This window comes from Bradyrhizobium sp. (genome assembly GCF_028868675.1).
Lineage (GTDB): Bacteria > Pseudomonadota > Alphaproteobacteria > Rhizobiales > Xanthobacteraceae > Bradyrhizobium.
The window spans coordinates 1-11,958 of record NZ_JAGWUA010000150.1 but is presented as its reverse complement, the minus strand read 5'-3'; the positions used below and the strand labels follow the sequence as shown (position 1 = coordinate 11,958).

Here is an 11,958-nt window from a genome sequence, read left to right as displayed (position 1 = left end):
CGCGCGCGCGGGCTTGCCAAGCGCATCAACACGCCGCTCGCCATCATCGACAAGCGCCGCGAGCGCGCCGGTGAATCCGAAGTGATGAACGTGATCGGGGATGTCGCCGGCTTCACCTGCATCCTGATCGACGACATCGTCGATTCCGGCGGCACGCTGGTGAACGCGGCCGATGCGCTGATCGCCAAGGGCGCCAGGGACGTCTACGCCTACATCACCCACGGCGTGCTCTCCGGCGGCGCCGCCGCGCGCATCGCCTCGTCCCGGCTGAAGGAGCTGGTGATCACCGACTCGATCCAGCCGACGGACGCGGTCGCCAAGTCGCCGAACATCCGCACCCTGCCGATCGCCAGCCTGATCTCGGACGCGATCGCCCGCACCGCGTCGGAAGAGTCGGTGTCGAGCCTGTTCGACTGAGTTTTCCTACCTTGCTCGCTTGCGGGGAGAGAGGTCGACATTCAAGCGCAGCTTGAATGTCGGGTGATGGCGAGGATTTGCTGCGACGCAACGAGACTGCCGCCGAGATGCTGATGCGCCATCCCACCCGTGAGCGCGACGAAATGCATGCCGAGCATCGCGGTGTAACGCATGCCGGACACCGCGATGCCGAAGGCGCTCGAAACTCACGATCAGGCGAACGCCTTCCTGCTGCGCCATGAAGGCGCGCAATCAGGATGAGGAGATGGCGCCTTGCAAACCACCCTTACACGATCCCCGCCGCGACCTGGCCGCGCAGCCGCTCCAGGCTGAGCAGGGTGCTGGCGCAGGCTTCCGCGACCTCGACGCCCTTGGTGGCGAAATGCTTGCGGAAGAAATCGTAGTGCACCTCGGTCTCGTGGAATTGCTGCGGCGTCAGCACGGCCGAGAACACCGGCACTTCGGTGCGCAACTGCACGTCCATCAGCGCCTTGATCACGGTGTCGCTGACGAATTCGTGGCGATAGATGCCGCCGTCGACCACGAGCCCGGCCGCGACGATCGCGGTGTAGCGCCGCGTCTTGGCTAGGATCTGCGCGTGCAGCGGGATCTCGAACGAGCCCGGCACCTCGAACACGTCGACGTTTGTGATGTGCCGCAGCCCGGCCTCGCGCAGGAAGGCGATGCGGGCTTCCCTGACCACGTCGTGGTGCCAGCAGGCCTCCACGAAGGCGACCCGCTGCGGTTTTGCGAAGCGCGGATATTGCGGCACCGGCGGCGGCCGATCTTGAAGAATGTCTTGGGGAACCGGCGGCGGCTGGACGTGAGCGTCCTGGGACGCGGTCTGGGAAGTCTGGATTTCGGCGTCTTGCAACATCTGATTCATGGCTTTCCTCTTCAAAGGACCAGAATCAGGGCACACGGAACGACGAGCGGCCGCGAAACCTCGCGGCAGCCACCGACCGTTCTCTTTCATCCGGACTTTGACCGTCGGCTTCGGATTCACACCGAATCTGCTGACCCTTCCCTTTTGAGGGGGAAGGCGCTCGCGGGCTTGGGCCTCATCGACCCTTACCGCCGGTGGGGACTTTCACCCCGCCCTGAGAACATCAGCCGCTCAGGATTGAACGGCCTAGCTCGAAATATGACGCCCTCAGGCCGGGGCGGCAAGCGCCTTCGGCATTGGGAAACTGCATGGTCCCATGAGCTCAGGGCGAAACTCCCCCAGGGCCGCCCCGCCGGGTTCGGCCGTTAACGATTGAGGCTCCGGTCGAATCCGATTCCGGTTTGTTCTCAAATTAATGGATCAGCTGTGGACGAGCCGCTGCAACCCTGTGGACGGACTCGGGGCACAGTTGCGCAGATTCCGCAAATCACATCACTTGATCGCCGACGGGCCCGCGCTGATCCGGTTTGGTTCCGAGCCAAGCAAGGAGAGGAAGTGCGCCGGGCCAACCGCGTGCGTATCACGACAACAAGAAGGCAAGAGGTCGAGACGGCATGTCCCTGCTCGAAAGCGCTATCGATTCCCGAAGCCACCCGTTGACGGTGGTCGAGGACATTGCCGCCAGCAACAACTGGCCGTTCGAACGTTCCGGCGAAGACGAACTCACGATCATCTCCAAGGGGCAGTGGACCGACTATCAGCTCTCCTTCACCTGGATGGGCGAGATCGAGGCGCTGCATCTGGCCTGCGCCTTCGACATGAAGATTCCGGTCGCGCGCCGGAACGAGGTGCAGCGGCTCGTCGCCGCCATCAACGAGCAATTGTGGATCGGCCATTTCGACCTCTGGACCCACACCGGGATGCTCATGCACCGCCAGGCCCTGGTGCTGCCGGGCGGCCTGACCGCCTCGCCCGCGCAATGCGAGAGCATGCTGGGCGGCGCCATCAACGCCTGCGAACGCTATTATCCGGCGTTCCAGTTCGTGGTGTGGGCCGGCAAGTCCACCGCGGAAGCGATGGACGCCGCGATGTTCGACACCGAGGGGGAAGCGTAAGGCCGCTTCCTCAACAAGACTCGTCATGCGCGGGCTTGACCCGCGCATCCATCAAGACGAGTCATTCGATGGGATGGATTGCCGGGTCAAGCCCGGCAATGACAGCTCAATGCTTGTTGCCCGCTTCTCGATCCACTAGAACCGCCTGTGGTAACGCGACGAGCGCAGGCGCCCGCGCGGGAGTCTCCGCCTTCGCGGGGACGACACCGAATTTGCGGCAGCATCGATGAGCAACAACAGCACCCTTCAAGACGTCACCGGCACCATCCTGCTCGCCGGCGCGGGCAAGATGGGCGGGGCGATGCTGACCGGTTGGCTGGCGGGAGGGCTGGACCCGCGCCGCGTCGCGGTGATCGAGCCGCATCTCGCGCCCGAGATCGGCGCGCTGGCCGAAAAGGGCGTCGTGCTCAATCCCGACGCGAAGGCCGCGGGTTCGATCGAAACACTCGTCGTCGCGGTCAAACCGCAATCCTTCCGCGAGGCGGGCGCGGCGCTGAAGCCGTTCGTCTCCGCGACCACCTCTGTGGTTTCGATTATGGCGGGCACCACCATCGCCGCACTGCAGGAGGTCTGCGGCGGCGCGGTGGTGCGCGCGATGCCGAACACGCCGGCCGCGATCGGCCGCGGCATCACGGTCGCGGTCGCGGCATCCAACGTCAGCGCGAAGCAGCGCGCCGTCGCCGACGCGCTGTTGCGCGCGACCGGATCGGTCGAATGGGTCGCGGATGAGGGCCTGATGGACGCGGTCACCGCCGTGTCCGGCTCGGGTCCCGCCTACGTCTTCCTGCTCGCCGAGGAACTCGCGCGCGCCGGGGTCGAGGCTGGCCTGCCCGAACAGCTTGCGACGAAGCTGGCGCGCGAGACCGTCGCCGGCTCCGGCGAACTCTTGCACCGCTCGGACCTGCCGTCGAGCAAGCTGCGCGAAAACGTCACCTCGCCCGGCGGCACCACGGCGGCCGCACTCACCGTGCTGATGGGCGAACGTGGCCTGCGCGATCTCATGATCCGCGCGATCGCCGCCGCGACGAAGCGGTCGAAGGAGCTCGCGAAGTAGTCCAGTGCCGTTACGGCTGCTTCTCCAGCCCGCCGAACCGCTTGGTGAAGCTGCCGTAGTTGACCAATCCGCGGGCGTGGCGGCCGTCGCCGATCTTGCGCGCGCCGTCGAAAGCCTCGACCTCGAAACGGATCACGCGGCGCTCGACCGCGATCACGCAGGCCGTGGTGCGCACCGTCGCGCCGACCGGCGTTGCCGCGAGATGGCGGACATTGACCTCGGTGCCGACGGTGATCCAGCCCGGCTGCAGCGCGGCGCGGATCGCCTCGCTCGAGGTCATCTCCATCTCGAGGATCATCATCGGCGTCGCATAGACCAACGGCATCCCCTTGACGAAATGCCCGACCGTGCGCTCCGGCGGCACCACCAGCAGCCGCTCGGCGCTCATGCCGATCTTGATGAAGTCGCGTGCGTCCATGGTACCTCGATCTCACTGTCGTCCCGGACAAGCGAGCGGAGCGAGCGCCGATCCGGGACCCCCGCGCGAGCGCGCTTGCGCTCGTCGCGATAACCACAGGGAGTAGTTTGGCGAAGACTGGAATTGGCAGATCGCGCCACAACCGCTCCCTGTGGTTATGGGTCCCCGCGTTCGCGGGGACGACTCGCGGTTAGATCGTGCTCGCGATCACTTCTTCGCGTTGCGCTCGATGAAGGTCTTGCCGCCCTTCATCTTGTTGTTGTGCGGGGCTTCGTTGATCTGCACCACGACGGCTTCCGGATCGACGCCTGCGTGCTTGACGATCGCGTTGGTGATGTCGAGCATGATGGCCTTCTTCTGCTCGTCGGTGCGGCCGGCGGCGAGATTGATCGTGACCTCAGGCATTGTCGTTCTCTCCCTGTCGTTTCTGTTCATCGTCCGGTCGCAACCCTCATGAGGGCTGACGGGTTGCCAGTCGCGTCCGGCCGGCCATCATTTGAAAGATGGATGCGCGGGTCAAGCCCGTGCATGACGATTGAAAGGAATGGCTAGCCCCAGCGCACGTCATGGCGCGCCAGCACCTCGCGCACCTTGGCGACCAGCTCCGTCTCGCTGCAGGAGAATTGCGCCGGGCGGCTCTCGCGCCATTCCTGGTTGGAGGCGATCGCCGCGGCGGCCTTGGCGCCCTCGATCAAATCCTTGATCTGCACCTCGCCGCGCGCCTTTTCGTCGGAGCCCTGGATGATCACGCAGGGCGAGTTGCGGCGGTCGGCATATTTGAGCTGGTTGCCCATGTTCTTGGGATTGCCGAGATAGAGCTCGGCGCGGATGCCGGCGTTGCGCAAGCTTGCCACCATCGTCTGGTAGTCGGCGACGCGGTCGCGGTCGAACACGGTGACCACGACGGGGCCGAACTCCTTTCCCGTGTCGAGCTTGCCGAGCAGCGTCAGTGCCGCCTGCAGCCGCGACACGCCGATCGAGAATCCGGTCGCCGGCACCGGCTCGCCGCGGAAACGCGAGACGAGACCGTCATAACGCCCACCGCCGCCGACCGAGCCGAACCGCACCGGCCGGCCCTTCTCGTCCTTGGTGTCGAGCAGCAGTTCGACCTCGTAGACCGGGCCGGTGTAGTATTCGAGGCCGCGGACGACGGAAGGATCGATCTTGATGCGATCTTCGCCATAGCCGGCGGCAGTCACGAGCTTGCTGATCTGACCCAGCTCATCGCGGCCTTGTTGCCCGATCGCACTCGCGCTGAGCCGCGGGTCGACCGGCGCATCCTTGTTCTGTTCGATGGCGGAGACGACGAGCGCAATGTCAGCGTCCTTCAGCCCCGCGCCCTTGGTGAAATCGCCCGATTCATCCTTGCGGCCCTCGCCGAGCAGTTGCCGCACGCCGACGATCCCGAGCCGGTCGAGCTTGTCGATGGCGCGCATGATGGTCAGCCATTGCTGGTCATCGGCGATGCCGAGCGCATCCCTGACGCCATCGAGCACCTTGCGATTGTTCACCTTCACCACATAGGAGCCGCGCGCGATCCCGAGCGCCTCCATGGTGTCGGCGGCCATCATGCACATCTCGGCATCGGCCGCGGGCGAAGCGGAGCCGACGGTGTCGGCGTCGAACTGCATGAACTGGCGGAAGCGCCCCGGTCCCGGCTTCTCGTTGCGGAAGACGTAGCCGACGCGATAGCTGCGATAGGGCAGCACCAGGCTGTCGGAGCCGTAGCGCTCGCCGACATAGCGGGCGAGCGGCGCGGTCAGGTCGTAGCGCAAGGAGACCCACTGCTCGTCGTCGTCCTGGAACGAGAACACGCCCTCGTTGGGACGGTCCTGGTCGGGCAGGAATTTGCCGAGCGCGTCGGTATATTCGAACGCCGGCGTCTCCACCGGCTCGAAGCCGTAGCGCTCGTAGACGATGCGGATCTTGTCCAGCATCGCGCGCGTCGCGGCGATCTCGGCGGGCCCGCGATCGGCGAGCCCCCGCGGCAGCCGCGCCTTCAGTTTCTGGGGCTTTTTGGGTTTCTCGGCCATCCGCGGCGTTTATCAGTCGAGGCGCGGTGCGGCAACCGCTGCCGTCCATTGGTACGCTGTCATTTCCGGAGCGTTGCGAAGCGGCGAGCCCCGTGGAGATTGCGCTCCCCGGATGCTGCGCAGCGCGCCGCCCTTGCGGCGTGGTGCGCTGCTGATCCGGGGTCCGTCCGAGGGGTCCGGGGTCTGCGGTGCACCGCTAAGAAGTGCTGCACCGCGTCCGGGACACGAGAGCCGCGCCCCTCACAGCACCTTCCGGATCCAGTTGTGCGGGTCGTTGGTCCGGCCGTACTGGATGTCGACCAGCTGCTTGCGCAAGCCCATGGCGACCGGGCCGGCTTCCCCGCCACTGATGACGAAATCGCCGCTGGCCGAGCGCACCTTGCCGATCGGCGAGATCACGGCCGCCGTGCCGCAAGCGAATGCTTCCTTCAGCCTGCCGCTCGCGGCATCCGCGCGCCATTGGTCGATCGAATAGGGCTCCTCGCGCACCGTTTTGCCGGCATCCCTGGCGAGCGCGATGATGGAGTCCCGCGTGATGCCGGGCAGGATGGTTCCGAGCGGCGGCGTCGAGAGCGAGCCGTCGTCGAACACGAAGAACACGTTCATGCCGCCGAGCTCCTCGACAAAGCGGCGCTCGATCGCATCGAGGAACACGACCTGGTCGCAGCCGTGCTGGATCGCCTCGGCCTGCGCGCGCAGGCTCGCGGCGTAATTGCCGCCGCACTTCACCGCGCCGGTGCCGCCGATCGCGGCCCGCGTGTAGTTCTCCGACACCCAGATCGACACCGGCGCCGGCCCGCCCTTGAAATAGGAGCCGACCGGCGAGGCGATGACGGCGAAGATGTATTCGGCGGACGGCTTGACGCCGAGGAACACCTCGCTCGCGATCATGAAGGGCCGCAGGTAGAGACTGCCCTCGCCGCCAGGGATCCAGGCGCGGTCGATGCGCACGATCTGCTCGACCGCCTCGATGAACACGTCGTCCGGGATCGGCGCCATGGCCATGCGCTCGGCCGAATCGTGGAAGCGTTTGGCGTTGGCGTCGGGGCGGAACAGGTTCACGCCGCCGTCGTCGCGCTTGTAGGCCTTCAACCCTTCAAAGATCTCCTGCGCGTAGTGCAGGACGGCGCCGGCCGGATCGAGCGCGAAATTGGCGCGGGCTTCGACCCGCGCGCCATGCCAGCCCTCGGCCTGGCTGTAGCGGACCACGGCCATGTGATCGGTGAAGACCCGGCCGAAGCCGAGGTCCACGAGCTTCGCCGCGCGCTCCTTCTCGGACGTCGGATTCGCCGCAGGCTGGATGTCGAATTTCAAACTCATTGCCTTGCCTCCCGCTGTCGAAATCGGCGCGATGTCCGGCGCCGGCCTGTCCGCTCCAGGCCCAGGGGTCGGAACGGTTCGGACTTGACCGTCGCCAGCCTTGCTACGGCCGGTTTCCGCGTCCAGCATGTGGCGACAGGACATGCTTTTGCGGAAGGCGGAAGTCCAGTATGTTTTGCCGAAATGCCGCTCGACAATCGCACGGTAGATCAGGTCCGGCCGTGGTCGCCTGTCCGGCTCTCCCCGGCCGCCCTTGAGAACGTCACCTGGAACGAGACGATCTAAAATTTCGTCCGGCTTGATCGTTTTGTAACATTGAACCCAAGATACGTCAATATGCCTGACATAAATTTCGCCACCCCCTTGCAATCCGCCGTCGACGCCAAGCCGACAGCGCCCGACGGGAGCAATTTGCGCTGGGATATCATCGAGCTGCTGTTCTTCGCCTACCGCGATTTCGTCGGCGATCCCGACCAGGAGCTGGAGGCGTTCGGCTTCGGCCGCGCCCATCACCGCGTCCTGCATTTCGTCTATCGCTATCCCGGCCTGAAGGTCGCCGACCTCCTCGACGTCCTGCGCATCACCAAGCAGTCGCTCGGGCGCGTGCTCAAGCAGCTCCTCGACGAGGGCTACATCGTGCAGAAGACCGGCGACAATGACCGCCGCCAGCGCCTGCTCTATGCGACGCCGAAGGGCGAGGCGCTGGTCGCCAAGCTCGCGGGCCTGCAGACCACTCGCATCAACAAGGCGCTCGCCGAGATGGCGCCGCAGGACGCGGAGACGGTGAAGCGCTTCCTGCGCGCCATGATCGACCGCGACGATCCGGACAAGGTGCTGCAGACGATCTTCGCCTCCGGCAACCCAGGCGCAAAGGAGTGACCGTGCCGCTCGCCGCCACTCTCGCCCGCCCGCCGGCGCGCCCGGCCGACGACGCGCCGCACCTGCTCCTGGTCGACGACGACCGCCGCATCCGCGATCTGTTGTCGCGCTTCCTCGCCGCCGAAGGCTACCGCGTCACCACCGCCGCGAGCGCGGGCGATGCCCGCGCCAAGCTGCTCGGCCTCCACTTCGACCTCCTGATCCTCGACGTGATGATGCCCGGCGAGACCGGCTTCGACCTCGCCCGCTTCATCCGCCAGTCCTCCTCCGTGCCGATCGTGATGCTGACCGCCCGCCACGAAGCCGAAGCCCGCATCGAGGGCCTGCAGATCGGTGCCGACGATTACGTGGCAAAACCGTTCGAGCCGCGGGAGCTCGCGCTGCGCATCAACAACATCCTCAGGCGCACCGCGCCGCCGCAGGCGGCCGCGCTGGAGAAGATCGCATTCGGACCCTACGTATTCCACCTCGACCGCGGCGAATTGCGCCAGGGCGAGGAAGTGATCCACCTGACCGACCGCGAACGCGAGATGCTGCGCGTCCTCGCCGAGGCGCCTGGCGACACCGTGCCGCGCAGCGCGCTGACCGGCAACGGCAGCGTCAACGAGCGCGCCGTCGACGTGCAGATCAACCGCCTGCGGCGCAAGATCGAGCGCGATCCCGCCAATCCGCTGTTCCTGCAGGCGGTGCGCGGCATCGGCTACCGCCTGGTCGCCTCGCCTTAAGCCGTTCGATGAAGCGCGACCGATGAGCACGATCGATACCGGCCTGACGCTGCTCCGAAGCGCCGCCGGCCGCGTGTCAGCGGCCAACGGCTGGATGGGCAACGCGTTCAAGAGCTGGATGCCGACTGGTCTCTACGCCCGCGCGCTGCTCATCATGATCGTGCCGATGGTGGTGCTGCAGTCGGTCGTCGCCTTCGTGTTCATGGAGCGGCACTGGAACACGGTGACGCGGCGGCTGTCGGCCGCGGTGGTGCAGGACGTTGCGGCGCTGATCGACGTCTACAAGGGCTATCCGCAGGACAGGGATCGCGACCTGATCCGCCGCATCGCGCAGCAGCGCCTGGGGCTGGTGGTCGACTTCCTGCCCCCCGGCGACATGCCGCCGCCGGGCCCGAAGCCGTTCTTCTCGCTGCTCGACCAGACCCTGTCGGTGCAGCTCGGCCGGCAGATCGGGCGTCCGTTCTGGATCGACACGGTGGGCCGCTCCAACCTGGTCGAGATCCGCATCCAGCTCGACGACGCCGTGATGCGCGTGTTCGCGCAGCGCAGCGCCGCCTACGCCTCGAACTCGGAGATCTTCCTGTTCTGGATGGTCGGGACGTCCTCGATCCTGCTGATCGTCGCGGTGCTGTTCCTGCGCAACCAGATCAAGCCGATCCTGCGGCTCGCGGACGCCGCCGAAAGTTTCGGCAAGGGCCGCGAGGCGCCGAATTTCCGCCCGCGTGGCGCGCGCGAGGTGCGGCGCGCGGCGGTGGCGTTCCTGGAGATGAAATCGCGCATCGAGCGCTCGATCGAGCAGCGCACCGCGATGCTCGCCGGCGTCAGCCACGATCTGCGCACCATCCTGACCCGCTTCAAGCTCGAGCTGGCGCTGATCGGCGACAGCCCCGAGCTCGACGGCATGCGCAAGGACGTCGACGAGATGTCGATGATGCTGGAGGACTATCTCGCCTTCGCGCGCGGCGACTCGGGCGAGCAGGCGCAGCCGACCGACATGGCGCAGGCGCTGGAGGAGCTGCGCAGCGATGCCGAGCGCCACGGCCACACCGCGACCGTTTCCTTCACCGGGCTGCCCGTGGTGACGGTGAAGCCGGCCTCGTTCAAGCGCTGCCTCGCCAACCTCGTCTCCAACGCGGCGCGCCACGGCAACACCATCGCCATCGCCGGCCAGCGCGATCACCGCTATCTGACCGTCACCGTCGACGATGATGGCCCCGGCATCCCCGCCGCGATGCGCGAGGAAGTGTTCAAGCCGTTCCTGCGGCTGGACAATGCCCGCAACCAGGACGAGGGCGGCACGGGCCTCGGGCTCGCGATCACCCGCGACATCGCCCGCTCCCATGGCGGCGACATCACGCTCGGCGACAGCCCGATGGGCGGCCTTCGCGCGACGGTGCGAATACCGGTGTGATATTACCTTGACTCGGTGCGCCTCGCACAGTGCATGGGGTTGAACCGCGATTTTTCGTTGTCCGCGTAGCCCGGATGGAGCGAAAGCGAAATCCGGGACTCTTGCGCGAAGGATATTGAGCCCCGGATTTCGCTGCGCTCCATCCGGGCCACGATCGTGCCCCTACTTCGTCGGCAACAGGTCCTTCAGCTTGGACATGTCTCTGACGTTCATCTTGAAGCCGCCGGGCATCACGATGTCACCGGGCTTCTGGTCCGCCTTGCAGGCCCCCAGCCATTTCGCCTCGATCGTAGTGGTCCCATCGTGCCCCGCCGCGCCCGCAGGTCCGCCCTGGATATGCGCCGTGCTCTTCACCGTGTAGGCGGAGTTGAAGTCGCCGGTGATCTCGGCATGCGAGGTCGTGGTCGTGCCGGCGACGCTGCAGACGGAATCGCTGACATAGCCGGTCGCGGTCTTCTGGATGTCCTGCTTGGAGCAGATCTGCTTGGCCATCGGAGAGACGTTGCTGTTCATCTCCTTGTCGACCGTTTCATCGGTGCAGTGCTGCATGGTCATTTCCGGCATCGGAGAGCCGGCCCGGACCATCTTCAACTCCCACAGGCCCGCCTTGCGCACCGGCAGATCGAGCGCCTGCGCGCCGCTTGCCGCCGCGATCGCGAGCATCAGAGAGACTCCGCCGAGAACAACAGAATGTCGCGTCATGCGTCAGGCTCCGGGCAGTCGACGTTGCAGGGAAATCAGTAGAGCGTCCGCAGCGGCTGCTCGGCGGCGCCATAGGGCACCCAGCGGCAAGCGAACGAGATGTAGCCGCCGTCATAGGGCTGCACCGCGAGGAACTTCGCGACCTTGCCGTACTGCGCGCAGTGGTCGACCGCGATCTGCCGGGCATCGACCTGGTTCGCCAGCGAATAGGCGATGATGCCGCCGGTATCGTTGCCCTTGAACGGCGGCACCGGCAGGATGTCGGCGCGCGCGGATGCGCTCGCCAGGACGCCGAAGGCCACGAGGCTTGCTGCCGCAATGATTCGCATTCCCGTCACTCCATTTCGCTGCCGCCAGTGTAGGGCGCCGCGAACGCGCTGAAAAGAACGCTTGCCGGCCGGAGGCGCCGTTGCCGCCAACTCGTCGCCGAGTGTTGCCGCGCTGCACTTGACCTGCCCCGGCCTTCGCGGCACCGTCCGATGCTTGCAAACCCGTCGGATGGCCCATGCGCGACCTCGCCACCTCCCTGAAATCGCTCCGCTTTGCGGCGGTGTTCGGCGCCCTGCTCGGCGCGCTGTCATTCGGCGAGGCCAGGGCCGCCAATCCGCTGGAGCTGAACTTCTGGCTGAGCGGGCCGCGCTATGACGGCCGGGTGGCCGATTGCGAGAAGGCGCTGCCGACGATCGCCACCCAGTTCTGGGAAAAGGAAAGCTCGTTCTGGAATTCCGCGTTGAAGATCACGGGCTTCGCCGGCGTTCACGAGACCGCCTTCCGGCCCTGGCAGTCGGACAATATTCCGCGCCGCTATTGCACGGGCGAAGCCATGCTCAACGACGGCAAGGCGCGCACGGTGCATTTCTCGATCATCGAGGACGGCGGCTTTGCCGGCTTCGGCCAGGGCGTGGAATGGTGCGTGGTCGGGCTCGATCGCAACTGGGCCTACAACCCGGCCTGCCGGGCCGCCAGACCCTGATTCGGCAAACCTGACCGCTTAGACC

The 11,958-nt window shown here is 66.3% G+C and carries 14 protein-coding genes, 1 pseudogene and 1 riboswitch; of the genes and pseudogenes, 7 read left to right on the top strand and 8 right to left on the bottom strand.

Annotated elements, in window-relative coordinates; translation table 11 throughout:
* The coding region (gene prs, locus KGM94_RS18165; protein WP_300262302.1) for a ribose-phosphate diphosphokinase at positions 1 to 417 on the top strand (417 nt) is incomplete at its 5' end.
* A 65-nt stretch (positions 418 to 482) separates the two neighbouring features.
* Here the strand turns inward: prs and KGM94_RS18160 are convergent.
* A pseudogene (locus KGM94_RS18160) lies at positions 483 to 669 on the bottom strand (carbon monoxide dehydrogenase); the annotation flags it as partial.
* A 34-nt stretch (positions 670 to 703) separates the two neighbouring features.
* The gene (locus KGM94_RS18155) at positions 704 to 1,303 is read right to left on the bottom strand and encodes a 6,7-dimethyl-8-ribityllumazine synthase (protein ID WP_300262299.1); all 600 of its coding nucleotides are present in this window, start codon (positions 1,301 to 1,303) and stop codon (positions 704 to 706) included.
* A 74-nt stretch (positions 1,304 to 1,377) separates the two neighbouring features.
* Positions 1,378 to 1,529, bottom strand: a riboswitch (FMN riboswitch).
* A 388-nt stretch (positions 1,530 to 1,917) separates the two neighbouring features.
* On the opposite strand from KGM94_RS18155, the gene KGM94_RS18150 reads away from it, so the two are divergent.
* Both KGM94_RS18150 and proC read left to right on the top strand, forming a co-directional pair.
* Entirely contained in the window at positions 1,918 to 2,418 is a 501-nt protein-coding gene (locus tag KGM94_RS18150; protein ID WP_300262296.1) for a YbjN domain-containing protein, read from the top strand.
* Between the two features lie 226 nt (positions 2,419 to 2,644).
* Positions 2,645 to 3,472 carry a pyrroline-5-carboxylate reductase gene (gene proC / locus KGM94_RS18145; RefSeq protein WP_300262293.1) on the top strand — a complete coding sequence of 276 codons (828 nt, stop codon included), beginning with the start codon at positions 2,645 to 2,647 and terminating at the stop codon, positions 3,470 to 3,472.
* Positions 3,473 to 3,482: 10 nt separating this feature from the next.
* Here the strand turns inward: proC and KGM94_RS18140 are convergent, their stop codons facing one another.
* From KGM94_RS18140 to KGM94_RS18125, 4 genes are all read right to left on the bottom strand, one after another.
* Positions 3,483 to 3,890, bottom strand: a complete 408-nt coding sequence (locus KGM94_RS18140) for a thioesterase family protein (protein ID WP_300262290.1) — start codon at positions 3,888 to 3,890, stop codon at positions 3,483 to 3,485.
* Between the two features lie 207 nt (positions 3,891 to 4,097).
* Positions 4,098 to 4,295, bottom strand: coding sequence for a 2-hydroxymuconate tautomerase (locus KGM94_RS18135; RefSeq protein WP_366526252.1), 198 nt, complete (start codon positions 4,293 to 4,295; stop codon positions 4,098 to 4,100).
* 143 nt (positions 4,296 to 4,438) lie between these two features.
* Positions 4,439 to 5,923 carry a histidine--tRNA ligase gene (gene hisS / locus KGM94_RS18130; RefSeq protein WP_300262286.1) on the bottom strand — a complete coding sequence of 495 codons (1,485 nt, stop codon included), beginning with the start codon at positions 5,921 to 5,923 and terminating at the stop codon, positions 4,439 to 4,441.
* Positions 5,924 to 6,163: 240 nt separating this feature from the next.
* Entirely contained in the window at positions 6,164 to 7,243 is a 1,080-nt protein-coding gene (locus KGM94_RS18125) for a branched-chain amino acid aminotransferase (protein ID WP_300262283.1), read from the bottom strand.
* Between the two features lie 336 nt (positions 7,244 to 7,579).
* Here KGM94_RS18125 and KGM94_RS18120 point away from each other — a divergent pair, with 336 nt between their 5' ends.
* The 3 genes from KGM94_RS18120 to KGM94_RS18110 are packed head-to-tail and all read left to right on the top strand — an operon-like array spanning position 7,580 to position 10,258.
* On the top strand, positions 7,580 to 8,122 hold the full coding sequence (locus KGM94_RS18120; protein WP_300262280.1) for a MarR family transcriptional regulator: 543 nt from the start codon (positions 7,580 to 7,582) through the stop codon (positions 8,120 to 8,122).
* A complete protein-coding gene (locus tag KGM94_RS18115; protein WP_300262277.1) occupies positions 8,119 to 8,847 on the top strand; it encodes a response regulator transcription factor in 729 nt (242 codons plus the stop codon). Before KGM94_RS18120 ends, KGM94_RS18115 begins: the two co-directional genes overlap by 4 nt.
* A 22-nt stretch (positions 8,848 to 8,869) precedes the next feature.
* Complete coding sequence (locus KGM94_RS18110) at positions 8,870 to 10,258, top strand: ATP-binding protein (RefSeq protein ID WP_300262274.1); 1,389 nt, start codon at positions 8,870 to 8,872, stop codon at positions 10,256 to 10,258.
* Between the two features lie 162 nt (positions 10,259 to 10,420).
* Here the strand turns inward: KGM94_RS18110 and KGM94_RS18105 are convergent, their stop codons facing one another.
* Entirely contained in the window at positions 10,421 to 10,960 is a 540-nt protein-coding gene (locus KGM94_RS18105; protein WP_300262271.1) for a DUF3617 family protein, read from the bottom strand.
* Positions 10,961 to 10,995: 35 nt separating this feature from the next.
* A complete protein-coding gene (locus KGM94_RS18100) occupies positions 10,996 to 11,289 on the bottom strand; it encodes a hypothetical protein (RefSeq protein ID WP_300262266.1) in 294 nt (97 codons plus the stop codon).
* A gap of 176 nt (positions 11,290 to 11,465) precedes the next feature.
* Here KGM94_RS18100 and KGM94_RS18095 point away from each other — a divergent pair, with 176 nt between their 5' ends.
* Positions 11,466 to 11,933 carry a hypothetical protein gene (locus KGM94_RS18095; protein WP_300262263.1) on the top strand — a complete coding sequence of 156 codons (468 nt, stop codon included), beginning with the start codon at positions 11,466 to 11,468 and terminating at the stop codon, positions 11,931 to 11,933.
* Positions 11,934 to 11,958 lie beyond the last annotated feature (25 nt).